General features: G+C 43.7%; 26 protein-coding genes. 12 read left to right on the top strand and 14 right to left on the bottom strand.

The genetic code is table 11. From position 1 onward, the window contains the following. Window positions 1–47: 47 nt before the first annotated feature. Window positions 48–863: a hypothetical protein gene (locus SOO65_RS06980; protein ID WP_321398745.1), complete on the top strand. Its 816-nt coding sequence runs from the start codon at window positions 48–50 to the stop codon at window positions 861–863. Here SOO65_RS06980 and SOO65_RS06975 read toward each other — a convergent pair. After that, window positions 844–1,647, bottom strand: coding sequence for a trypsin-like serine peptidase (locus tag SOO65_RS06975; RefSeq protein WP_321398743.1), 804 nt, complete (start codon window positions 1,645–1,647; stop codon window positions 844–846). The two genes, SOO65_RS06980 and SOO65_RS06975, sit on opposite strands and share 20 nt — an antisense overlap. 75 nt (window positions 1,648–1,722) lie before the next feature. Beyond that, window positions 1,723–2,262: a TetR/AcrR family transcriptional regulator gene (locus SOO65_RS06970; RefSeq protein ID WP_321398740.1), complete on the bottom strand. Its 540-nt coding sequence runs from the start codon at window positions 2,260–2,262 to the stop codon at window positions 1,723–1,725. Between the two features lie 91 nt (window positions 2,263–2,353). On the opposite strand from SOO65_RS06970, the gene SOO65_RS06965 reads away from it, so the two are divergent. Genes SOO65_RS06965 through SOO65_RS06950 form a run of 4 tightly spaced genes read left to right on the top strand, consistent with a single transcriptional unit; the run spans window position 2,354 to window position 5,238 of the window. Continuing rightward, the gene (locus tag SOO65_RS06965; RefSeq protein ID WP_321398739.1) at window positions 2,354–3,490 is read left to right on the top strand and encodes an MBL fold metallo-hydrolase; all 1,137 of its coding nucleotides are present in this window, start codon (window positions 2,354–2,356) and stop codon (window positions 3,488–3,490) included. Next, entirely contained in the window at window positions 3,487–3,915 is a 429-nt protein-coding gene (locus tag SOO65_RS06960; protein WP_321398738.1) for a hypothetical protein, read from the top strand. Before SOO65_RS06965 ends, SOO65_RS06960 begins: the two co-directional genes overlap by 4 nt. Then, window positions 3,912–4,652, top strand: coding sequence for a hypothetical protein (locus SOO65_RS06955; protein ID WP_321398736.1), 741 nt, complete (start codon window positions 3,912–3,914; stop codon window positions 4,650–4,652). The genes SOO65_RS06960 and SOO65_RS06955 overlap by 4 nt, the downstream gene beginning before the upstream one ends. A gap of 34 nt (window positions 4,653–4,686) precedes the next feature. Beyond that, the gene (locus tag SOO65_RS06950; RefSeq protein ID WP_321398734.1) at window positions 4,687–5,238 is read left to right on the top strand and encodes an alpha-ketoglutarate-dependent dioxygenase AlkB; all 552 of its coding nucleotides are present in this window, start codon (window positions 4,687–4,689) and stop codon (window positions 5,236–5,238) included. Here SOO65_RS06950 and SOO65_RS06945 read toward each other — a convergent pair. From SOO65_RS06945 to SOO65_RS06925, 5 genes are all read right to left on the bottom strand, one after another. Next, the gene (locus SOO65_RS06945) at window positions 5,235–5,513 is read right to left on the bottom strand and encodes a hypothetical protein (protein ID WP_321398732.1); all 279 of its coding nucleotides are present in this window, start codon (window positions 5,511–5,513) and stop codon (window positions 5,235–5,237) included. The genes SOO65_RS06950 and SOO65_RS06945 overlap by 4 nt on opposite strands. A gap of 8 nt (window positions 5,514–5,521) precedes the next feature. Further along, window positions 5,522–6,286 (bottom strand): hypothetical protein, encoded by a 765-nt coding sequence (locus tag SOO65_RS06940; protein ID WP_321398731.1) that lies wholly within the window; start codon window positions 6,284–6,286, stop codon window positions 5,522–5,524. After that, window positions 6,249–6,707, bottom strand: coding sequence for a phage holin family protein (locus SOO65_RS06935; protein WP_321398729.1), 459 nt, complete (start codon window positions 6,705–6,707; stop codon window positions 6,249–6,251). The genes SOO65_RS06940 and SOO65_RS06935 overlap by 38 nt, the downstream gene beginning before the upstream one ends. Before the next feature lie 10 nt (window positions 6,708–6,717). Beyond that, window positions 6,718–7,164 (bottom strand): hypothetical protein, encoded by a 447-nt coding sequence (locus tag SOO65_RS06930; protein ID WP_321398727.1) that lies wholly within the window; start codon window positions 7,162–7,164, stop codon window positions 6,718–6,720. Between the two features lie 131 nt (window positions 7,165–7,295). Further along, window positions 7,296–9,086, bottom strand: a complete 1,791-nt coding sequence (locus tag SOO65_RS06925; protein WP_321398725.1) for a collagen-like domain-containing protein — start codon at window positions 9,084–9,086, stop codon at window positions 7,296–7,298. Window positions 9,087–9,375: 289 nt separating this feature from the next. On the opposite strand from SOO65_RS06925, the gene SOO65_RS06920 reads away from it, so the two are divergent. Continuing rightward, the gene (locus tag SOO65_RS06920) at window positions 9,376–10,794 is read left to right on the top strand and encodes a hypothetical protein (protein ID WP_321398723.1); all 1,419 of its coding nucleotides are present in this window, start codon (window positions 9,376–9,378) and stop codon (window positions 10,792–10,794) included. Then, a complete protein-coding gene (locus SOO65_RS06915) occupies window positions 10,766–12,052 on the top strand; it encodes a hypothetical protein (protein WP_321398721.1) in 1,287 nt (428 codons plus the stop codon). Before SOO65_RS06920 ends, SOO65_RS06915 begins: the two co-directional genes overlap by 29 nt. Window positions 12,053–12,080: 28 nt before the next feature. On the opposite strand, the gene SOO65_RS06910 is transcribed toward SOO65_RS06915, so the two are convergent. Together SOO65_RS06910 and SOO65_RS06905 are read right to left on the bottom strand one after the other, a co-directional pair. Continuing rightward, the gene (locus tag SOO65_RS06910; protein ID WP_321398719.1) at window positions 12,081–13,655 is read right to left on the bottom strand and encodes a GGDEF domain-containing protein; all 1,575 of its coding nucleotides are present in this window, start codon (window positions 13,653–13,655) and stop codon (window positions 12,081–12,083) included. Continuing rightward, entirely contained in the window at window positions 13,648–14,034 is a 387-nt protein-coding gene (locus tag SOO65_RS06905) for a hypothetical protein (RefSeq protein ID WP_321398716.1), read from the bottom strand. The genes SOO65_RS06910 and SOO65_RS06905 overlap by 8 nt, the downstream gene beginning before the upstream one ends. 72 nt (window positions 14,035–14,106) lie before the next feature. Here SOO65_RS06905 and SOO65_RS06900 point away from each other — a divergent pair, with 72 nt between their 5' ends. The 3 genes from SOO65_RS06900 to SOO65_RS06890 all read left to right on the top strand — a co-directional run bounded on the left by SOO65_RS06900 (window position 14,107) and on the right by SOO65_RS06890 (window position 15,307). Further along, window positions 14,107–14,766 carry a glutathione S-transferase family protein gene (locus tag SOO65_RS06900; RefSeq protein ID WP_321398714.1) on the top strand — a complete coding sequence of 220 codons (660 nt, stop codon included), beginning with the start codon at window positions 14,107–14,109 and terminating at the stop codon, window positions 14,764–14,766. 75 nt (window positions 14,767–14,841) lie between these two features. After that, window positions 14,842–14,976, top strand: coding sequence for a hypothetical protein (locus tag SOO65_RS06895; RefSeq protein WP_321398711.1), 135 nt, complete (start codon window positions 14,842–14,844; stop codon window positions 14,974–14,976). A gap of 82 nt (window positions 14,977–15,058) precedes the next feature. Further along, on the top strand, window positions 15,059–15,307 hold the full coding sequence (locus SOO65_RS06890) for a hypothetical protein (RefSeq protein WP_321398709.1): 249 nt from the start codon (window positions 15,059–15,061) through the stop codon (window positions 15,305–15,307). Between the two features lie 42 nt (window positions 15,308–15,349). Here SOO65_RS06890 and SOO65_RS06885 read toward each other — a convergent pair whose 3' ends face one another. The 4 genes from SOO65_RS06885 to SOO65_RS06870 all read right to left on the bottom strand — a co-directional run bounded on the left by SOO65_RS06885 (window position 15,350) and on the right by SOO65_RS06870 (window position 17,982). After that, entirely contained in the window at window positions 15,350–15,826 is a 477-nt protein-coding gene (locus tag SOO65_RS06885; protein WP_321398707.1) for a chemotaxis protein CheX, read from the bottom strand. Window positions 15,827–15,945: 119 nt separating this feature from the next. Beyond that, window positions 15,946–16,818, bottom strand: a complete 873-nt coding sequence (locus SOO65_RS06880; RefSeq protein ID WP_321398705.1) for a pirin family protein — start codon at window positions 16,816–16,818, stop codon at window positions 15,946–15,948. After that, the gene (locus SOO65_RS06875) at window positions 16,808–17,188 is read right to left on the bottom strand and encodes an OsmC family protein (protein WP_321398703.1); all 381 of its coding nucleotides are present in this window, start codon (window positions 17,186–17,188) and stop codon (window positions 16,808–16,810) included. Before SOO65_RS06875 ends, SOO65_RS06880 begins: the two co-directional genes overlap by 11 nt. Further along, window positions 17,185–17,982 carry a pirin family protein gene (locus tag SOO65_RS06870; protein WP_321398701.1) on the bottom strand — a complete coding sequence of 266 codons (798 nt, stop codon included), beginning with the start codon at window positions 17,980–17,982 and terminating at the stop codon, window positions 17,185–17,187. Before SOO65_RS06870 ends, SOO65_RS06875 begins: the two co-directional genes overlap by 4 nt. A 130-nt stretch (window positions 17,983–18,112) precedes the next feature. Here SOO65_RS06870 and SOO65_RS06865 point away from each other — a divergent pair, with 130 nt between their 5' ends. Beyond that, complete coding sequence (locus SOO65_RS06865) at window positions 18,113–18,955, top strand: ATP-grasp domain-containing protein (protein WP_321398699.1); 843 nt, start codon at window positions 18,113–18,115, stop codon at window positions 18,953–18,955. Next, window positions 18,936–19,685 carry a polyphosphate kinase 2 family protein gene (locus SOO65_RS06860; RefSeq protein WP_321398697.1) on the top strand — a complete coding sequence of 250 codons (750 nt, stop codon included), beginning with the start codon at window positions 18,936–18,938 and terminating at the stop codon, window positions 19,683–19,685. The genes SOO65_RS06865 and SOO65_RS06860 overlap by 20 nt, the downstream gene beginning before the upstream one ends. Here SOO65_RS06860 and SOO65_RS06855 read toward each other — a convergent pair. Next, entirely contained in the window at window positions 19,682–21,088 is a 1,407-nt protein-coding gene (locus SOO65_RS06855; RefSeq protein WP_321398695.1) for a protein adenylyltransferase SelO, read from the bottom strand. The genes SOO65_RS06860 and SOO65_RS06855 overlap by 4 nt on opposite strands. Window positions 21,089–21,174 lie beyond the last annotated feature (86 nt).

Genomic DNA, 21,174 nt, shown 5'->3' with positions numbered 1-21,174 from the left:
AAGTGGTGTAATTGACTCTCAGTTAAATGGAGACTTACCATTTTTCTATGAAGTTCATATACGCCGCCTTCTTCTTCATACTCGCCCTTCCCGTTCGATCAGAGACCTGTAAGTCTGAATCGATAACACTTACCGAACTCGACTTCAAAGTTGACCTCTTGGTCTTTGGCCCCAAATCTTCCAGCAAACATATTCTGGTCATCCCACCTACTGGTGGTACCAATGTGATTGATCGCAACTGGGCAAAGAAATTTTGTGAGGCGGGTTTCCGAACTCACATCTTAGAACACTTCACAAATGATGATGAGTACGCTCTTGATCTTGATATCCATCAGCGTTTTTATTCTCGCACACAACGAGCGATTGGAATGTATCTGGCCACCATTCCTCCAGAGCATTACGTGGGTCTTCTGGGTACCAGCATCGGTGGCATTCATGCTGCCATGGCCATGGGACTTTATGATCGTCCCAACAGCGCTTTCGTGATTGCGTCTGGTGCTGACATGCCAAGTATGATCGCTAATTCCGATCAGGAACTCATGGTCACGGCCTGGAAGAAACGCCAGAAGCTCTTCAACATCCCAGACAAGAAAACCTATATTGATCTTTTAAGTGAGAAGATCCCGTACGATCCGCTCAAACTTCCAAGGAAGTTCGAGAACAAAGATCTCGGTATGATTCTCGCGACTTCTGATACGACAGTTCCTTATGAGAACCAAAAGAAACTCCAGGAACATTGGCGCCCCAAGACTGTGATCAATTACTCGTTTAATCACTTTGGGGCGATTGTGCTCTCATGGGTTTGGGACGGAAATTCAGTCGTAAAGTTTTTTAATGACAGCTCTAAGGCCCAAGGTCACTGAAGTAATTCACCTCAGTGGCAAGCCCCAGTTCATTAAGTTGCCTTCTAAACGTGAGATCAAGACTCGAACTAAACGTCGCCGTCCCTCCCCAAATCACACTCACTACTTCACCCTTGGTATTCAAAGCAGGACTTCCCGAGTTCCCACTGATGATAGGACACTTCTGCATCACCAGCGACGCTCGCGGACTATCAATCACCGTACAATCTAATTCCGTAATCCGTGAATCAGTCAGATTCGGCGGAATAGTATCTAGTCCCGTATGATCCACGACCCAAGTTTGAATCTTATCTCCAATCTGAGCCAGATCATCCGAAAGAGGAAAATGCCTTCCCGTGAAAGGATCAGTGGTCTCTAAAACCGTATAATCAAGTGCCCTCGATGGATCATTCGGATCCGCCACATCCTGCTCACTTCGAACAATCGAACTACAACGAGTTTTGGTGTAACTATTCCCAGAATAAATCGCGATAAAAGTATTCGCACACTCTTCTGTCGTATTCAAACAGTGATAGTTCGTCACAAGCCTCGTCGGTGAAATCATAAACCCCGTGCAAACCGCCGAACGATTCTCATCCGCCGGATTCACAATCAAGAGTCTCGTCACTCCATCCGGACACGGCCCTCCATCAATCGAAGCACAATCAAAATGCTGATTGTTCATGATCTCATTGATCTGCTCTTCGCGAATGGTGGTTTCACGTCTATTTGAGGAAGAACTCTTGGAACAAGAGATTTGGAAAATAAGAAGAGATAAAAGGAAGAACAGCGGCTTCACTTTCATGCATCAAAGCGTAGTCCAAGCATGTCGGTCTAAAAAGACATGCCGGGACTACTGCATTGCTATTAACTTAGTGGATTATTTTCCGAACTTATCGATCAGCACTTCGAGGCGCTTCTTTAAAATAGTACAAGTCGGTGTATCTTCAAGAAGACCATCTGACGCCATCATGAAAACTTCGGCCTCAAATTTATCACCCAGAATTTCGGTTAGAATTTTGAGTTTTGTTTTTTCAAACTTCTCAAAGTTCTTCTCATCCATGTCACAACAGGTATTGAAAAATTCCTGCGACATCGGACAACCAGAGATCTTGCCCCAAGGTTCAACCTTGATGATCTCGATCATTCTCCAAAGCTTCTCTTTCTTCGTGAGGTTGTTCTGGTCGACCACTTTCTCAGCTTCTTCCAGTCTTCCTTCCATCACGTAATCAAAGAGACCTAATAGAAGGTCTTCTTTATTTTTAAACTTTAAATAGATGAGCGGACGGGAAATCCCCGCCTTCTTAGCGACATCATCCATCGAAGTTTTGGAGTAACCAAAGTTCAGAAAGCAGTAAAGAGCGGCATCCAGGATGTCCTTCTTACGTTCTTCAATGTTGGTATTTGTTGCTTTAGCCATGAAAGAATTATGACATTATTTGTAAAAAGTGTCAACTTCCAACAATTTAGACAAATTGACAAAATAAAGAAATTATGTCAAAATGTCATTCATGATCCAGTACCTACTAGCGGTTTTACTGTTACTTGTTCCACTTCTTGGAGAATGTATGCCTGCCCAAAAGCCTACGAACTATTCGATCGAAGCCGGTGAATTTGTGAACCTTCCGGCAAAAGATAATAAAGTAAATAAAATGGGTTTCATGGAAACACTTTCAATTTTAAAGAAAGTCTTTCTGGAAAAGTCCACTCGCGCTCCGCAGGCAAAACTGCCGGAAATAAAACCTGACATGAATGAATTTTTAAAACCGTCCGATTTCGTGAAATTTATCTGGTTCGGACATTCAACCCTGCTCCTTAATCTAGATGGAAGGATCCTCTTGATTGATCCGGTCTTCGGGAAATCAGCATCTCCTTTTGATTTCCTGGTGACCAGATTTCAACCGCCGGTCCTTAAATTAGAAGAACTTCCTAATATTGATGCCATCCTTATTTCTCATGATCATTATGATCACTTAGATAAAACTACTGTGAAGTATTTCGCAGAAAAGAACGTGGAGTTCATTGTTCCACTTGGTGTGGGTGATCACCTGCTTGAGTGGGGTGTGAAACCAATACGCATCGTGGAACTAAACTGGGGTGAATCTATTTCTCAAGTAGGGATTAAATTTACTGCCACTCCCGCTCGTCACTTCTCAGGTCGCGGTCTCTTTGATCGCAACAAAACTCTGTGGGCCTCTTGGGTGATCCAAGGAAAACACGACAAGCTTTTCTACTCAGGTGACTCTGGTTACGGAGATCACTTCAAAGAAATCGGCAAACGTTATGGGCCATTTGATATCGCCTTTATGGAAAACGGCCAATACAACGAACGCTGGCCGGATGTTCATATGCAACCCGAAGAATCACTTCAGGCGATGGTTGATGTAGATGCGAAAGCACTTGTTCCAGTTCACTGGGGCATGTTCGATCTTTCTCTTCATCACTGGTCTGAACCCATTAAGCGCACTTACCAAATTGCGAAAGCGTGGGACATTCCGATCTTCACTCCTAAGTTTGGTGAAGTCGTAGATACCGGTAAACCGACTTATGTGAATACTCCATGGTGGGAACCAATTCCAACTGCAACAACAACACAAGCCCAGGATCAAAAGCTTGGCATGAAACTAGTTCCGGAGCTCGCGAAATGAAAGCTTTTATCCTGTCCCTGTTAATAATGAGTTTACCAGTCCTCGCTAAAAGCGAACTCCCTACTGGACTCTTTCAGGTAGACTCTTCCCAATCAAAGATCACCCTGTTTGCTGAAAATCAGGACTCTTCTGGTTTTATCGACATCAAAGAAAATTTCAGGGACTCTACCCTCAAGGTAGAGTCTCCTGATGCCTCTTTCGAAAGTACCGAGATCTTTGGTGACGCTGAAGAATTCAAAATCAAAGGCAACTTAACTTACAAAGGTGAAACGAAGCTCATCATCCTCCGTGGTCGCTCGTTTGCCATGTCAGGGAAAGTTGCCTTGAGACTATACGATGATTCGATCTTGATCAGAGTCATTGCCGCACGTCCAAGTGCTCGCACCATGGCCATTCAGAAAGAGGTTGAACAAATCATCCAATGAGAACAAAAGTCCTGGTTGTTCTATTCATGCTGTTCATTAGTTTTTTCGCGAAGGCAGAAAAAACATTCAGGCACGACCATGATGTTTGTAAGTACAAAGGTGAATTGATCGATCTTGATATGAGGACTTCTGAGCAGTACTCCGTCTCGGAAGACGATGAATACGGTGAAATCGTTTTCATTAAGCACAAAGATAAGCTCTCACGAGTTGATCTTCGTGACATGGGCATCGGTCGCTACCGTATGCTGAAACTCTATAACGACTTCTGTCCCAAACTTCTGGCGATTCCCACCAAGGACGATGAGATCGCCTTCTTCTTTATGAAAGATAATCGTCCCTTCACTGATCTGTTAATGGTTCTCTTCTACAACATTAAGACCCATGAAACGGAAGTGGTTCCGACTTACATGCCGGTGAAAGGTGCGCTTTCAAGAGATAAAAAGATCTTTTTCAAGACTTCTAAGAATGTTGAAGTCAAATACGGCACAACGACGATTAATGGTCAGAAGTACAATTATATGGAACGCCCACTGGAACCATGGGTCTCTTTCGATGGTAGAAATTTTAAACTGGACCTAGATCTCTCGCGCGAAAAATTTGAATATAAAGCTCTTCTACAAAAAGCTCATTGGGCAAAATTAACTGATTATAAGAATGCCACCATTTCCATCGCCGTTAATCCAGTTCTCAAGAAGGAATGCATTTCACTTAACCAAAGTGAATGGGTCTGTAACTAGAACAACTCTCGCGTTTCAGGTATAATGACCTGTTATGCAAAAACAACTCGCATTTTTAGAAGATTCACCTCCGAAGGGATTTAAATATTTCCCGGATTTCATTTCAGTTGCTGAAGAGAAGAAGCTTCTCGCCTTTCTCCAAAGTCTTGATTGGAAAAATATTCACATGCACGGAGTGATCGCAAAAAGAAAAGTCGTTCATTTCGGCATGGACTATTACTACGATTCGCGGACTTTCTCTCCCACCACTCCTGCTCCCAAGGAACTTCAGTTTTTAATCAAGCGGGCAGCCAAAGCATTAAAGGTCGCACCTCAATCCATCAAAGAAATCCTCATTTCTTATTATCCAGTGGGTGCTCCGATTGGATGGCACAGAGATGCACCGATGTTTGAATCCGTCTTTGGAGTATCACTCGAGAATTCTTGTACGATGAAATTTAGAAGTGATTCTGGAAATTATAAAACAGAACTTGAACCGCGCTCTGGTTACATTATTGAAGGTGAGGCCCGCTGGAAATGGCAACACCACATTCCAGCGGTAAAAACTGAACGATACTCTATTACGATGAGAACGATGAAAGACTAGTCATTATCTTCTTCAATTTTGACTGGCCTTCCAACGGTAGATCCTGCTCCAGTTCCGGTACCCATGCCGGCCCCAACATTGGGAGCTCCTCCCATACTTTGTCCCTCTTTACGCTCTTCTTGTTTTTCTTCTTTGGTCGAAGGACCCAAAGGCCCATCTGAAGCACCTTCCATGTAGGAAGGGCCAGAGCTCGTGGGATTCTTGCTGGGTGCAGCTTTGCCTTCGGCATATACATTTGATGTGAGCATGACTAACACCATAAGTAAGAGTTTCATTTTTCACCTCATCTAAAAAGATCAAACTTAAAGTCGGTCATTCCACCAATCACTTCATTCTTAAGAATGTTCACTGATTGGTTAAGAGCTGTTTGAATCTCATTGGCAAACTTAGACATCTTCTCTGATTGAGCTGAGTCCACTGCCTCTATTTCTTTATCTGACAAAGGCAGACCTGCTCCAGTGATCGTTCCAAGTCCCGCTCCTAGTGCTAGATAAATCATCGGATCTAAATCACGAGCAAAGTCCAGGACCTCACGCCCTTTCTCTTTTACTTTATCCAAGGCCTCACCAGGTTGAGCTGCTGAAGTGAACTCATCGATTGAAGTTGTATAGGCAGTTTCAGTTCCTTGTTTGGCCCTTTCAATTGATGACTTGAGCTCATCTTTCTTTTGGGCAATTTTCTCTTTGGCCTCATTCACAGTCTCAGAAACTCTGGCACTGATCTGATCTTTCTTTTCAGCAACTCTGTCTTTCACAACAGTTGCCTGCTCACGGGCCAAAGTTTCAAACGAGCGATGCTGCTCATCTTCCATCAGAAGCAAAGTTCCGAGAGTTAAAAAAGTTGTCCCAATGGGATTTGCTCTTAAGTAAGCGAAGGTCTCGCCTGGTTCTCTGCGACCACGATAAAAAAGAGCATCATCAATGATCTGACCAGGAGTCATTCGTTGTTTAATTTCCCTGAAGTCGTCCTTCACTTTCTCAATATCACTCAGGACCTGATTCTTCAGTTCCTCAGTGGATTTCATGTTGTCTGGTTGATTTGTATTCATTGACTCGCTCCTTGAGTGTTGTTTTGATTTCGCCCATGGTTTCCAGAGAATGAGTTGGCACTAAATTTCTACCCGAGAGTTTTTTCTTCGCTCCTGAGTACATAATTCCGCCCACACAAAGAAGAACCAACGTCACGATGAGAGCAGATGCCCACAAAGGCATCACATAATCTAAAGCAATAATGGCCGTGGCCACTGCTGCGAAGATCCCTACAAAGAGAAGTGATCCGCCAATCGCCATGGTAACAACGGCGCCTTTGGCCTCATCAATTTTCTCTCTGACTTCTTGTCTAATAAGAAGGCCCTGTCTCTCATAGAGGTGAGACATATCATCGTAAAGATGATCCAATACTTCTCTCCAGGACTCCCTGGACTCAACTTGAAAATTGTTTTCCCGATAGTTTTCAATATTTCCTTCCATAAAAAACTCCTTAGTGAAGTTGGTCCTTTTTCATTCGTGCCATATGTCGCCCCATTCTTCCAAATAAGAGACCTGCTATGTAGGATGAAGAGAACATGGCCGCTGGATGCGCTCTTGCTTCGTCTTCCAAAAAACGGAGAAAGTCTTTTTCATCACCAGAATTTATTTTTTCGCGGGCCCCAACAAACCATCTATTTATTTCATTAAACCAACCTGAAACAACTCGATCGGCTTCAGACATTTGCTCTGATTCTTGAAAAGAATCGCAGGCGGCCTGTAGGCCTTTGCTTAATGCAGATAAATAAGGACTGATATCATTCTGATATTGATGAATGAGATCAACGAAGGGAGCGAGACTTTTCTTCCCATACTCTTTAAATTGAGAAGATTGTTCCTGAGGCAAAGTTGCCTCTTGAGAAACTTCATCACCACTGAATGCATTGTTATTGTTTGCCATAGTTCCTCCTTGGGATTTAGCTAAGGAAGGAATTTGCAATTAGAAGACCAGATATTTCCGACTGAGAAGATGAGGTCAAAAAAAAAGGGCCCCTTTCGAGGCCCTTCGGATAACTATTTTAAGCGGCTAAATTAACAATTCCAGTTTTCGCCGTTGTTGTGTGAACAAGATCCACCTGGGGCGTTTTGATCGCCATTACCCCAACCGTTGTTTCCTTTGTCACCTTTTTCGCCCTTCTCACCTTTATCTCCTTTGTCTCCTTTAGAGCCGCCAGAGCCATTGTTACCGTCTTCACCTTTGTCGCCTTTTTCGCCTTTCTCACCTTTAGAGCCGTGGTTACCATCTTGGCCTTTATCGCCTTTCTCACCTTTATCGCCGTTAGAGCCTTTTTCACCCTTCTCGCCGTTATCACCTTTGTCACCTTTTTCGCCTTTATCGCCGTTGTGACCTTTATCGCCTTTGTCGCCTTTCTCACCCTTTTCGCCGTTAGAGCCTTTTTCACCCTTCTCGCCGTTATCACCTTTGTCACCTTTTTCGCCTTTATCGCCGTTGTGACCTTTATCGCCTTTGTCGCCTTTCTCACCTTTTTCGCCGTTAGAGCCTTTTTCACCCTTCTCGCCGTTGTCACCTTTGTCACCTTTTTCGCCTTTATCGCCGTTGTGACCTTTATCGCCTTTGTCGCCTTTCTCACCTTTTTCGCCTTTCTCGCCGTCTTGGCCCTTATCGCCTTTTTCACCTTTCTCGCCGTCTTGGCCCTTATCGCCTTTCTCACCTTTTTCGCCGTTAGAGCCTTTTTCACCCTTCTCGCCGTCTTGGCCTTTATCGCCTTTCTCACCTTTTTCGCCGTTAGAGCCTTTTTCGCCCTTCTCGCCTTGGTCACCTTTATCACCTTTAGAGCCTTTTTCGCCCTTCTCGCCTTTTTCGCCGTTAGAGCCTTTTTCACCCTTCTCGCCGTCTTGGCCTTTATCGCCTTTCTCACCTTTTTCGCCGTTAGAGCCTTTTTCGCCCTTCTCACCTTGGTCACCTTTGTCACCTTTCACACCTTGGTCACCTTTGTCACCTTTCACACCTTGGTCACCTTTGTCACCTTTCACACCTTGGTCACCCTTATCACCTTTAGAGCCTTTTTCGCCCTTCTCGCCTTTGGCACCTTGGTCACCTTTATCACCTTTCAGACCTTGTTCACCACGGTCACCTTTCTCACCTTTTTCACCTTGAAGACCTTGGTCACCTTTATCACCCTTGGCACCAGTGTCACCTTTATCACCCTTGTCACCCTTATCGCCTTTCGGGCCCGGGATACCTTGGATTCCGTCAGTACCGTTAGTACCGTTTAAGCCGTCTTTACCGTCAGCGCCTTTTTCACCTTTAACACCGTATTCGCCATTCTTAAGTTTTTTGATCTCGATGATCATAAGAACTGTAACAACAGCTACGATCGCAACACCTACGATGATCGCGATTTTTTTGTAATTGATTTGTCCGCCTGAACCAGCGAATGAAGCACCAGTTTGGTTTGTGCTTCCCATGAAGCTCATAGCTGCAAGAGCTACTCTTTCATCAGAAAGATTTTGCTTCTCAAGAGAAGCAAGGAAGTTACGGTATTCAGTTTTTTTCTTAGAAGTAAGAATTCTGTTTTCCATAGCAACTTGAATTTCAGCTGGAGTAACACCTGAATCAAGAAGGTCTTTTAAGTTTTGAGCAAGAGCTGAATCAGCTTCTTGTTTATATTCAACGTCTGAACCGTTCCAGCCGTCCATATTGTATTGGTATTCATCAAATGCTCTCTGAACAAGAGACGTATTCACTGTAGAAACTTTTGCAGTATTGAAACTTGCAGCAGTTGCAGCGATAGAAGTGTTAGCGAAAATGCTAGCAGCTACAGTGTACGTGATAAGGTGCTTGTAAATTTTAAGAGACATTTAAAACTCCGATGATAGTGTTAATGATTAAGCGTTCGTTTAAGAATTGGGACATCCTAATGGAATTAAGAGACTTATGAGTGTGATAAGGTAATCTTTACACACCCCAAGTGCCTTAATTTTTGTCAAAAAATTTAATCACTGCTTAAAATGTTAAGCCGATATACGGCCGTCTAAAGCGTCGACAAAAGATCCGTTAAATTACTTAAATTCCAAATACTTACAGGAAGTATTAAGAGTTTCTTTTTTGGCATGGCCATTGCAGCTAGGTACTCCACAAAGGAACCCTATGAAAAACATGATTCGGTTGATGACGGTGTCTGCTGCTCTTTTAGTTATGCCTAAAGTGCACGCCGAGTACTCGTATGAGGAAATGGGCCTTCTTAGAAATGATAAGGAACCAATGGTTTCTGTCTTTTCTAAGCGTGAGCGACTCAGAATCAAAGAAAAGTATAAGGACGAAAATCAGAAGGCCCTTCTGAAACGCATTCTCTATACGACAGTCTTTGAGATGGTGAATGAGAACGATGCGCTTTGTGAACCGGACTTGGTAAAAGGTCTTAAAGCAAAACTTAAGGCCAATGATCTTGGATCAGATCAAAAGAGCATCGAAGAGTATTTAAAAGTTCTTCGCACGAATAATGATATTGATGATGTCTTCTACCTTATTATCACCAAGGCAGTTGAGGACGACGTTAAAATCGCTTCACTTAACCTCAAGGCCAGTGCCAGTAAAAGTGGCGCGAGCGAAGAGTTACTGAAGAACAACAATATTGAAGAGCTCTTCCATAACTTCCAGGAATGGCCGGACGAAAAGAACTCTTGTTCATACCAGGAATTTTTCTTCATTAAAAAGAACATCTTTAATAAAGACAACAAAAAGTCTGACAAGGATAAAGACGTTAAGGCGATGATCAATGAGGCACACAAGCAAAAATTGATCTCACTTGAAACGTACCATAAGCTTCACTATTACCTTTCAGATGCAGATCTGGATAAGCGTGACCTATGGATGCAGGACTATTTGAAGATCATCTTCCTGGCGAAGAACAAACTGAATCCAATTAAGAAGACCTATGAAGTGAAGAACATTGAAGATGAGGCAGAGTTCTCATCGGAAAGAATCAAGCGCTTCTCGAAAATCACGAGGCGTCGTCTCCTTTACCGTAAGTATGATCAAACGCAGATCATTCTACTTGCACAAGTTCTTCAAAAGGCCTCACGTCGTATGGGTGCCGATCCTGATACGAAGACCGGTATTCCAGTCATTTCTCAGGAATTCTGGATTGACCTTGGTAATGGCCAGCAAGAGAACTATGTAGAAACACTTGAACTCGATCCGCAGTCTCAATACAACCTTGCCCGTCGTCGCATGCGTAAGGACATGATTGATCTGCAAATGATGGATGTGTTCAACAAGCTCACTATTACACACGAAGACGTGGTAATGGCGGCCCTTGAAACTGGTTACATCTCACTCGAAGACATTGAATATGTCGTTAAATATGACGACCTTTGGAATCCGACCATCTCGAAATATCAAAGAATTTCGGGCTTCGTGTTCACAGTGGCAGGGTATTCGACCTTCTTCCTACCACCTCCTTGGAACGTCATCGCATCGATCGGTCTTGGAGTTGTAGAAGGTGTAGTAGATAACAAACTTTCAACTGGAGCGGAAAATGACAACCCTGCCACGTTTATTGAATAGTTCTCTGTTTTTAGGATTATTCCTTACTGGTAGCGCTCTTGCCGCCGACCAGTTCTGCCCGAAGACCTTCAATGTTCTCGAGCGGACCAAGGGAGATAATTACCAGATGGTGCCTAAGCAGTTAGAGAGACTCTACTGTAATAACACCTTCGAGGGTGCGGACTTTAAGATCGTAGAATCGACTAGTGAAGAAGCGATTTCTTTCGATAACAAAGATCCGGAACTTTTGAAGAAGGCGGCCAACGTTTATCACCACCTTTCAGTGGCGAAGACTTTCTGGCTCGAAGAAATTAAATCTGATTACGTGAGAAAGCTCCCGCAAATTACGGTGCGCTTGAATATCACGAACGCCTTCTCAAATACTCGTCACTATAAGAACGAAGAACTTGAGAAGAACTACAACAACGCCTGGTCAATTCCAGAGGGTGAGACGCCGTCTTTTGCCAAAGAAAAGTTAAAATGGGGCAAAGAGATCTGGTTCAGCCCGATGAAGAAGATCGAGCAACGCAAAGAAGTTAAATCAAAAGGTGATAACCCTATTCACCAAAGCTTGATCCTGGTGAAGGATCCGGTCATTGATAACCAGAAGTCTGCTTTGATTTACCAAGGTCTGGCCTATATCGCTCAACCGAGCCTTAACCAGAGTATGGTTTTAGAAGAAGCGCTTAAGCGCCTTGGAGCGATCGCCATCATGGTGGCATTGGTTGAAACTTCTAAGTATATGGACAAGTGGTTCATGGAAAAATACTACTATGTAGACACGGCCATGATTCCAGAAATTATCTATCACGAGTTCGCTCATATCGCGATGTCGGACACGATGAAGACCGTACACTCTGTACCAACAATTGAAGGTATGGCGGACTACTTCGCTGCTCGAATTGCAACTCGTAGAAAGATGTATGACAGAATTGAAGGTTTCTCGAACAACAACCACAGAGATACAGAGTCTCGTATGTTGTATCACCCGTACCTTGAAGGATCGTGGAACTCGACTTCTGACTTTACTCTAAGCCTTCTTTGGAAAGGTAAAACAGAATTCGATAAAGCGAACGAGCAACGTGCGAAGAAAAACCAACCACCTCTAGCAAACTATGATGAGATCGTTCACAACGCTCACTTTGATATGAACGAAGACTCAGATATTCAACATGGTCTTACAGGTGCTCTGATTAAAGCTTGTAACAAATCATGTAACGGAAAGCGCGCTGGTGTGAACACACTGAACGCGGTCTTCGAGGCCAAAGGTATGAATTAAAAAGTTGGGGCCCTGAAAAGGGCCCTTTTTAATTTGGCTCCAATGCGATCGGAGCACCACGTCTGGTCACAGGAACTTCAACTTCCAATTTATATTTCGAAACATCATGCCCGTAAGTAGCTTTGTAGCGAGCCTTCACTTCCGCTGCCTGTTTCTCTGCTCGTTGTAAAACATCAGCGAGACTCTCCTGCTCTTTCACAAGAGATGAACCAACTGAAATCGAACCTCTGTAAGTGGATTGCTCCTGGGCCTCGGCGAGAATTTCTTTTTTCTTCTGGTCTTGAAACTTAGCAAAGCTCTTCTTTGCGAGGAGTTCTTCTTGCTCGGTAAGATTGTTTCTTACAGCATCAGGAAGTTCTTCCCAAGACTTCGCCTTGTTCACACCTTTATACTTTTGAGACAGATCAATCACCTCTTGCTTAAAGAGCTGGCGAACACGTGGATTCTGGTCCACTTCATTGATCATACGCTGAGAAATATTCTTCACCACTTCAGGTTTATTCGTACCAACAACAACGACCAACTCATCACCACCGTTCTTAAAAACGATATCTCCGGGACGAAGGCTCTTTCGAAGGGACTCGGCCACGTTCTCAAGATAGTCATCTCCCCCCTGGGTACCACGTTTAAAGTAGTTCACTTTTCCCAAATGGTTCACGTCAACGAAGATCAAACTTCCGTTCCCTGCATTGGCCTTCACCATCTCACTCATGATTTCTTTACCAATGGCAGAGTTGGCATCAATGGCATGGGTCTTGCCATCGACCGGAACGTCTTTGACAATTTTGTGAAGTTTACCGTCCTTACCAGTCACCATCTGCTCATACTGAAGGATCTTCTCTCCGGTCGGAAGTTCGGTTTCGATCAGACGAGCATTATTCATTTTAAGAATTTCGTTACCGCTCTTAGATTTTCTAAGCGCTTCTTGAGCAAGCTTTAAGCGGTCGGCGAGATTCGCCTCCCCTAATCCATTCATGGCCTTGGTTTCAGTCACAAAAGTTTTTAGGGCCTTACCCGTATTGATGGTCCACTTCGCTCCCTGAATGAATTTCACTGGAGCAAAGTACAAGAGAAAGACTTCACTTACACCACGACAAACGATTTCACTTTGCTTCTTTAATGGAAGACAAGGAAAACCTTTGATTTCTGTCACGAGATTATCTTTCAGTTCACTGGCAAATTTTTTGAAGGCCTTCCAATAATCAACTGCCTTGTCCCAAATACTACTCTGTGAACTGAGATTGATACTCGCGATGGCGGAGGCCATTTGACCGGGACTTAACTCTCCCGAGACAAGCTTCGTTATTTTTTCCTTCGCCTCTCCCCATACCCATACAGGAGCATCAACGAGGAGGAGTTTTAGAATATCAATGAAACCAGTAATCGCTCCCACCACGGCGTTACCACCACCAGTGAGACATCCCCAGGCGAGATCAACAATTCCACCTTCATCTTTATCTTTTTCTACGCAGGCCTTCTCAGCAGTTTCAGTAACTGCAGTTGAAAGCGATTGAACTTCGGAAAAAGGATAAAGCTCAGGACAATTTGGCATCTGAGCAAAAGCAGAAAATGAAATGATGAAGAGAAGGATAAACTTAATCATGAGTCAGGACCCACTTCTTAAGTTGCTCAGGAATAGATTCAGCTTGTCCGCGATAAACGATGGCGAGAACTGACTGAGGTCTTAAACACCAGATCTGATTCCAACCATCCACAGTTTGAGAACGACAGCCTTGCATATCAAGTGGCTTCTCATTCACAAATTTCACAAACTTCTCAGTTCGGGGAAATTTCTGAACCATCGCACTTGGAACTTCTTCTAATTTTTTTGTGGGATCGGCCTTGGCCCAAGTTAGAATCACTGGTTCAATGCTATTCATCTCTACCCAACCAGCGGGAGCTTTAGGATGCGGATCCTCTGCCCTTAATGAAAGCGCAAAGCAGATCAGGATAAAAATGAGACCAATTTTAGGTAGCAACATCGTATGCTTATCGTCTATTTACTAACTTTTCTTAAGCTTGACCGGGCCTGAACAAAACTTCATCATAATAAGATGATTACACTTCACCACCTCAATAACTCCCGCTCACAACGTATCCTCTGGCTCATGGAAGAACTTGGTCTCCCATATGAGATTAAGCGCTATCAAAGAAATAAGGTCACGATGCTGGCACCCCCTGAGCTTAAAGCAATTCACCCACTTGGAAAATCACCTGTCATTACCGATGGTGATTTAGTGATTGCTGAGTCTGGTGCGATTGTTGAGTATCTGGTGAATAAGTATGGGCAAGGTCGCCTGAAACCATCGAGCGAGAAAGAGCAGCTTCGCTATACTTACTGGCTTCACTACGCTGAAGGCTCGGCCATGCCTCCTCTCCTGCTGGCCTTGATTTTTAACAAGATCGACGCCAATGCCCCGTTCTTAGTTAAACCGATTACTTCAAAGATCACTGGGACCGTAAGAGACATGTTCATTAATCCTCAGCTTAAAACCCATTTCGACTTTATGGAAAGCGAACTTACGAAGAACAATTGGTTTGCTGGAACTGAATTCTCAGCGGCCGATATTCAGATGAGTTTTCCAGTGGAAGCGGCAGAATCTCGTGGCTATTTGAGTGAAAGGCCCAAGCTCAAAGAGTATCTAAATAAGATTCATTCTCGTCCTGCCTATCAGAAGGCATTGGAACGAGGTGGGGAATACCACATCATTTAGGTCGGACAGACATTTTTTACCTCGTCTGTCATAGAACCCCGTATTGTGAGATAATGGTCACAACGGAGGTCAATCATGAAATTCGTTATGATTGCAGTAATTTCTCTCATGCTGGCTTCGTGCGCATCTCACCACGAGCAAAGAACTCCAGCATCACAACAGACTGTGGATGAAGGCATCAATGCCGAGTCTTACAACATGAACAGATAATCTGTTCGATTCACTCTTGATTACTCGTCACTTTCATCTTTTCCTCAGTCGAGGCACTCTATAGTGATCTAAGGAGATCACTATGGAGAGATGTGATAAATGCGGAAATGCCTACCACAATGCCTTCCATGTCGAGATGCAAGGAAAGCAATACACCTTTGATAGTTTTGAATGTGCCATCGCCATGCTCGCCCCTGTTTGTGAGTGTTGCGGAACTCAGATCATTGGCCATGGAATGGAGAATGGAGATCAATTGTTCTGTTGTGCTGGTTGTGCTCGTCAATTTGGCGTGACTCAATTGAAAGATCACGTAGATCAACTGCAACCTTAGAAATTCACCTTCGCTCATAGAGCGAAGGTGATGATTTGAAAATTAATTAGAGAGAGTGATTTCTACGAAGAAGTTTCCAACCGGACTTGTGAATGGAATCACAACTGTTGGACCGTTTTTAGTCGTACCTTGAAGAGTATGCCCCTTACCAGATACCACTGTTGGAAGAGCGATTTTGATACCGTACCCTCTTTCATTTAACGTGATCTTGGCCTGACCAAAAATCATGTTTGTGATTTCACCTGCACCATCCAGAATGTCCTGACTCAGCTGAGTGAATTCTTCACCTAACATGCTCGACATCACTTTCAAGAACGTTTCTTCAGGGAAACTGATGACAACTGTGCCGTTAAAAGTCTCCGACACAATCCCAATCACTCCGGATACGTCACCACTCAAAGTAGCGGGATTATCTTTCTTTAAATAAACTTTTCCTGGTGTGGCCTCAACATTCGCCTGCACCTTTAATACATGTAGAGTCGCCGCTAAAAATGGATTTACGAAGTTAATATCGATCATTGTTATGTTCCCTGTTTGAGGAACTATTATCGGTTGAATTAAGGTTGAAATAAAGAACTGGTTGAAATAATTCTGACCGTCTTAAGATTTCCTTCAGTTAGCCGATAAGACTTAATCGCTTAATCCTTCGGCAGAGGAATTTTTTCCGCGTCCCCTGGGACTTGTGGAAAGCTTCCATCTTCCCAGGCGATCTTCGCCTTCTCGATCTTCTCTTTGCTACTCGAAACGAAGTTCCAGTAAATGTAGCGCTCCTCAGGGAATGGTTCTCCGCCAATCACCGCAATCAAGGCATCGGCCGAGTGTTCAATTGCCAGATCACTGCCGGTATTAAACACTACCATTTTATTCTCTGACGTTTTTTCTCCGTTAATCATTGCAGTTCCTTTCACCACATAGATTGCCAGTTCAAAACCATTTGATGGGATATGAAGCATCCCCTCTTTGCTCGCGCGGGCAGTAAGGAAGATCATCGGACTGTGAGCAATCAGGGGCGAAGTCTGGCCCGCGAATGTTCCTGCCACCACATCAATCTTGGCAGACCCCGTTTCAACTTTAGGAACTAAGTTTGAATCGTAGTGGAAAAAAGTCGGATCCATATCTTCGGCATGTTTTGGAAGTGCGACCCAAAATTGTAGACCATGAAGTCTACGGTCTTTTGATCGCGCCTCTTTCGTTTCACGCTCAGAGTGAGAAATACCTTTACCGGCCGTCATCCAGTTCACTTCCCCTGGGAGAATTTCTTGGACTGTTCCAAGTGAATCACGGTGATAAAGAGAGCCTTCAAATAGATAAGTCAGAGTTGAAAGTCCGATATGCGGATGAGGTCTGACATCAATATGATCATCTGGCGCGTGTAAGAAAACCGGTCCCATTTCATCTAAGAATATAAAAGGACCCACCATGCGTTTCTTTGCCCAAGGTAGAATTCTTCGAACCGGAATACCGATGTCTTTTACACGTGGTTCGATGGTCAAGTTGATATCATTTTTCATACGTCTCTACCTTAATGTTACTTTCCAATAAATTGTGAATGGGACACTTGTTAGCAATTTCTAATAAACGGGCACGCTGCTCTGGAGTGGTTTGTTCTCCGAAAGTAATTGAGCGTTCAATCACTGAACTCTCTTTCGTTTCTTTAACAATCTTTATATTAACCACCATGTTTGTCAGGTCCCAATTTTTTCTTCGAGCATACAGCTCCAATGTAAGAGTCGTACAGGCGCCAAGGGCCGCCTCCACCAACTCGTGGGGATTTAGCCCTTCGTCTTCTCCGCCTGTTTCCTTGGAGACATCAGAGATTATACTGTGTTCACCATTAGTAAGCTCAACACTCATTTTTCCATATTGGTTTACGGTAATCACGCTGGTACCTCCATCAAAAGAACTTCAGCATTTTTCGAAGCATTAAGCTTCACTTCTTCAAATTGTGCCAGACCAATACCATCACGGGCCTTGAAAGTTTGTCCGTCAATTTCTACTTCGCCACTTAGTACGAAGATATAAACTCCGTTACCTTCCAATTGTCTTTCATAAGTCACACTGTTACCAGCGTCGATATCAGTTAGAGCGAAGAATGCGTCCTGATTAATGATCACGGAACCGTCTCGACCATCTGGTGAAACCACATTCTGGATTTTATTTTTTCTGTCCTCAGCTTTAAAAGCTTGTTGGCCATAACGAGGTTTGATTCCCATCTTCTTAGGAAGAACCCAAATTTGCAGGAACTTCACAGCTTCAGTTGTAGAAGCATTCATCTCGGAGTGGAAAATACCTGTACCGGCCGACATGATTTGAACTTCACCTTTACGGATCACAGTTGAGTTACCTTCAGAGTCCTGGTGAGCCAATGCGCCTTCAAGAGGAATCGAGATAATTTCCATGTCACGGTGAGGGTGACGTCCAAAACCAGCTCCTGCGTCCACTGAGTCATCATTGATTACTCGTAGAGCACCGAAGCCCATACGTTGTGGATTGTAATAATCCGCAAAGCTGAAAGTGTGTTTACTGTTAAGCCAACCGTGGTTAGCAATTCCTCTAGATTCTGATGCGTGAATAATCATATGAACTCCTTTTTTATTGTTAATAACTTTTGAAGAGATAGGTAGGGCCAGTGCACTCATTCCCAGGGACCCAAATAGAAACGTTCTTCTTTTCATAACCGTTCTCCTTGAAACCATTATCGTCGATCTAGTTATAAAAAGAAATTATATAATTTTTACCTTCTTTATAAGTTTTAGTTATATAGATTTACTTGTCAGTTTTGGCCCTTTTAGGGATGATTACAGAATGAAAATACTCTTTCTTTCCTGCGAATCCCTTACTGGTTATGTCTCTGACGATTACCTCTTGGTAACTGAACTTCAAGAACAGGGCCATTCAGTCGAAACCATTGCCTGGACCCACGATACGGATTGGTCTCGCTTTGATTGCGCGATCATTCGCACCACTTGGGATTATGTGTCCATGCCGGAGAAGTTCTTTAAAAAACTTCAGCACATCTCGATTCAAACAAAGTTGTATAACTCCATCTCAACAGTTGAGTGGAACATTCATAAAAGCTATCTCAAAATGCTCGAGAAAAGAGGCGTCACAATTGTGCCTACTCTCCTCTTTAAGCATGACGAAGATTTGAAATTACCGAGTGATTGGAATGCCGCAAAGTTTGTCGTGAAGCCCGCGATCTCTGCGACCTCTTACAAAACAGTAGTGTTGCCGCGTGAGAAAATTTTAAATCACGAATATAAAAATGAACTCGTGCCCGGCGACTGGATGTGCCAGCCCTTTATACCGCACATCACAGATGGCGAAGTCTCGCTCATTTACTTCAACAAAAAATTCAGTCACGCGCTTCTGAAAGTTCCTAAGGCCGGAGACTTCCGGGTGCAGGAAGAATTTGGTGGAGAAATCACTTCCTATAATGCTTCACAAGAACTCTTAGCTCTTGGTCAAAAGATTATGGAGGCCATCCCGGAAGAGCTCCTTTATGCTCGAGTAGATCTTGTTCCTCATGAGGGCCACTTCGCTCTGATGGAGCTTGAGCTCATTGAACCATCCCTTTATTTTAGAACGAACCCGAACGCTGCTAAAAACTTTGCAAAGGCGCTGATGGATGTCGAAACTAAAAGATGATTCGAAAGACCTAATAAAAAAACTTCAACTCAAAATGCTGCGGATTCAGCAGTGTATCTGGCACAACAAAGAAAGAGTCATCATCGTTTTCGAGGGCTTTGATGCCGCCGGAAAAGGTGGTTGCATTCGTCGTGTGACGGAAACTTTGGATCCACGTGGCTATCGTGTTCATCCCATTGGCCCACCCAATGAAGAAGACCAAGGGAAGCATTACCTCTATCGCTTTTGGATGAACCTTCCCGCCAAAGGGATCATGGCAATTTTTGATCGCAGTTGGTATGGACGAGTGCTAGTCGAACGCGTGGACGAATTAATTCCAAAGAAGCGCTGGAAAGAGGCCTACAAGGAAATCAATAATTTCGAAAAGACCCTTACTGATGATGGTATTGAGCTCATTAAAATCTTTCTTCGCATTTCCAAAGGCGAACAGTTAAAGCGCTTTGAAGAACGTTTAAATGATCCTTATAAGCACTGGAAACTGACTGAGGCCGACATCAAGGCCCGTGAGAAATGGGGCTCATATGCCAAGGCGGTCAGGGACATGCTGCTCGAAACCAGCACCACTGAGTCACCTTGGTATGTAATTGAGGCAGATGATAAAGAGGCCGCGCGATTAGAGGTCTTATCAATCATTACTGATCGATTGAGGGCCAAGGCCACTTGGTCTGAGAAGCATGCCTTAGACCAGGACACCAAAGAACTTAAGAAGGCCCTAAGAAAACTTCACTAACTAGAACAAGAGACCTCAAAGTTCTTTTTATTTGGTGGAGTTGGACCAGCGTAGCTTTCAAATTCTGGATGCTCATCAAAAGGCGCATAGAAAACATTGAGCCAAGCTTCGAGCTTTTTAGAGCTTCCCGCTTCTACATCTTCAATGATCTCTTGAGCGATATAATTTTTCAGAACGAATTTAGGATTCGTTTTTTTCATGCGAAGAATGCGCTCGTCTTTTGAAAGTTCTTCACGTGTCAGACGCTCTTCATAGCGCTCATTCCATGCCTTTAGTTCTTCACGATTACCGTAGTAATCCCAAATCTTTTTTAGATCTCCTTCAGCGAGAGTCCTAAAGAAGAAAGTATAATCAACTGAAAGTTTATTAAGCGTTTGAAGAAGCTCGATGAAGAGTTCAAAGTCCTTCTCTTCTTCTTTATAAAGGCCCAGCTTTTCGCGAGAAAGTCGCTGATACTCAGCCTCGAAAATCATCGGATACTCATTTAAGAGCACTTGAAGTTTTTCTTTCGGCACTTCTTTTAAAAAGCACACCAGAAGACGTTCAAGATTCCACATACCAATCGAGGGCTGCTGATTATAAGCGTAACGTCCCTGATGATCAGAGTGGTTACAGATGTAATTTAGAATTGTGTCTTCCAGGAATCCATATGGACCATAATCAATCGTAAGTCCTAAGGCCGACATATTATCGGTGTTCATCACCCCATGACAAAAACCAACGTTCTGCCATTGGGCCATGAGCTTGGCGGTTCTTGTAATGATTTCTCTTAACATCTCTTCAACCGAAAGGCCTGGATAGAAAGTCGAACGAGTGTATTCAATGAGCGCCTTAAGCTCCTCATCTTTTTCAAAATGAAAGCACATCTCGAAGTGACCAAAACGAAGATTGGACGGAAACACGCGAGCGACAATCGCTGAGCGCTCAACGGTTTCGCGGTAGACCCGATCATCACCTGTCACGAGTGCCAGTACTCTCGTAGTAGGAATTCCTAAACCAAACATCGCCTCAGAACAAAGATATTCACGAACTGAAGAGCGGATGACGGCCTTACCATCACCTCTTCGAGAAAATGGCGTGAGTCCAGAGCCCTTGGTTTGAATTTCTTGTCTGCCAATTTTATCAGTAAGAATTTCGCCTAATGAAATCGCCCTTCCATCACCCAACTGTCCGGCCCATACACCAAACTGGTGACCAGCATAACGAGTTGAGATACGTTGCTCACCGGGAAGATTCTTTTCACCATTTAACCACGACACTAACTCTTCATCCGTTAGACCCAAGTTAAAATCATTCGCGAGCCTTGAAACATGGATAAGTTTAGGGTGAGAGATCGGAGTGGGACGAACGTCCTCATAAAGAAAAGCCGGTAAGTTTCTGAAAGTATTATCAAATTTAGGCATGGCCCACTATAGCCTCCCTCTATCGAACTATCAATACTAGTGATTGGAGCTGAAACTCAGTTTCTTCGATAATAGACCCAGGAGAT

Origin of the sequence: Peredibacter starrii (assembly GCF_034259205.1) — a bacterium.
GTDB classification, from domain to species: Bacteria; Bdellovibrionota; Bacteriovoracia; order Bacteriovoracales; family Bacteriovoracaceae; genus Peredibacter; species Peredibacter starrii.
The sequence above is the reverse complement of the archived record's forward strand: the minus strand, read 5'-3'. Positions and strand labels throughout refer to the sequence as shown.

Excerpts from the sequence above, each read along its gene's own strand:
- SOO65_RS06980 (WP_321398745.1), top strand. The coding sequence starts at position 48 with ATGAAGTTCATATACGCCGCCTTCTTCTTCATACTCGCCCTTCCCGTT.
- SOO65_RS06975 (WP_321398743.1), bottom strand. The coding sequence starts at position 1,647 with ATGAAAGTGAAGCCGCTGTTCTTCCTTTTATCTCTTCTTATTTTCCAA.
- SOO65_RS06970 (WP_321398740.1), bottom strand. The coding sequence starts at position 2,262 with ATGGCTAAAGCAACAAATACCAACATTGAAGAACGTAAGAAGGACATC.
- SOO65_RS06965 (WP_321398739.1), top strand. The coding sequence starts at position 2,354 with ATGATCCAGTACCTACTAGCGGTTTTACTGTTACTTGTTCCACTTCTT.
- SOO65_RS06960 (WP_321398738.1), top strand. The coding sequence starts at position 3,487 with ATGAAAGCTTTTATCCTGTCCCTGTTAATAATGAGTTTACCAGTCCTC.
- SOO65_RS06955 (WP_321398736.1), top strand. The coding sequence starts at position 3,912 with ATGAGAACAAAAGTCCTGGTTGTTCTATTCATGCTGTTCATTAGTTTT.
- SOO65_RS06950 (WP_321398734.1), top strand. The coding sequence starts at position 4,687 with ATGCAAAAACAACTCGCATTTTTAGAAGATTCACCTCCGAAGGGATTT.
- SOO65_RS06945 (WP_321398732.1), bottom strand. The coding sequence starts at position 5,513 with ATGAAACTCTTACTTATGGTGTTAGTCATGCTCACATCAAATGTATAT.
- SOO65_RS06940 (WP_321398731.1), bottom strand. The coding sequence starts at position 6,286 with ATGAATACAAATCAACCAGACAACATGAAATCCACTGAGGAACTGAAG.
- SOO65_RS06935 (WP_321398729.1), bottom strand. The coding sequence starts at position 6,707 with ATGGAAGGAAATATTGAAAACTATCGGGAAAACAATTTTCAAGTTGAG.
- SOO65_RS06930 (WP_321398727.1), bottom strand. The coding sequence starts at position 7,164 with ATGGCAAACAATAACAATGCATTCAGTGGTGATGAAGTTTCTCAAGAG.
- SOO65_RS06925 (WP_321398725.1), bottom strand. The coding sequence starts at position 9,086 with ATGTCTCTTAAAATTTACAAGCACCTTATCACGTACACTGTAGCTGCT.
- SOO65_RS06920 (WP_321398723.1), top strand. The coding sequence starts at position 9,376 with ATGAAAAACATGATTCGGTTGATGACGGTGTCTGCTGCTCTTTTAGTT.
- SOO65_RS06915 (WP_321398721.1), top strand. The coding sequence starts at position 10,766 with ATGACAACCCTGCCACGTTTATTGAATAGTTCTCTGTTTTTAGGATTA.
- SOO65_RS06910 (WP_321398719.1), bottom strand. The coding sequence starts at position 13,655 with ATGATTAAGTTTATCCTTCTCTTCATCATTTCATTTTCTGCTTTTGCT.
- SOO65_RS06905 (WP_321398716.1), bottom strand. The coding sequence starts at position 14,034 with ATGTTGCTACCTAAAATTGGTCTCATTTTTATCCTGATCTGCTTTGCG.
- SOO65_RS06900 (WP_321398714.1), top strand. The coding sequence starts at position 14,107 with ATGATTACACTTCACCACCTCAATAACTCCCGCTCACAACGTATCCTC.
- SOO65_RS06895 (WP_321398711.1), top strand. The coding sequence starts at position 14,842 with ATGAAATTCGTTATGATTGCAGTAATTTCTCTCATGCTGGCTTCGTGC.
- SOO65_RS06890 (WP_321398709.1), top strand. The coding sequence starts at position 15,059 with ATGGAGAGATGTGATAAATGCGGAAATGCCTACCACAATGCCTTCCAT.
- SOO65_RS06885 (WP_321398707.1), bottom strand. The coding sequence starts at position 15,826 with ATGATCGATATTAACTTCGTAAATCCATTTTTAGCGGCGACTCTACAT.
- SOO65_RS06880 (WP_321398705.1), bottom strand. The coding sequence starts at position 16,818 with ATGAAAAATGATATCAACTTGACCATCGAACCACGTGTAAAAGACATC.
- SOO65_RS06870 (WP_321398701.1), bottom strand. The coding sequence starts at position 17,982 with ATGAAAAGAAGAACGTTTCTATTTGGGTCCCTGGGAATGAGTGCACTG.
- SOO65_RS06865 (WP_321398699.1), top strand. The coding sequence starts at position 18,113 with ATGAAAATACTCTTTCTTTCCTGCGAATCCCTTACTGGTTATGTCTCT.
- SOO65_RS06860 (WP_321398697.1), top strand. The coding sequence starts at position 18,936 with ATGTCGAAACTAAAAGATGATTCGAAAGACCTAATAAAAAAACTTCAA.
- SOO65_RS06855 (WP_321398695.1), bottom strand. The coding sequence starts at position 21,088 with ATGCCTAAATTTGATAATACTTTCAGAAACTTACCGGCTTTTCTTTAT.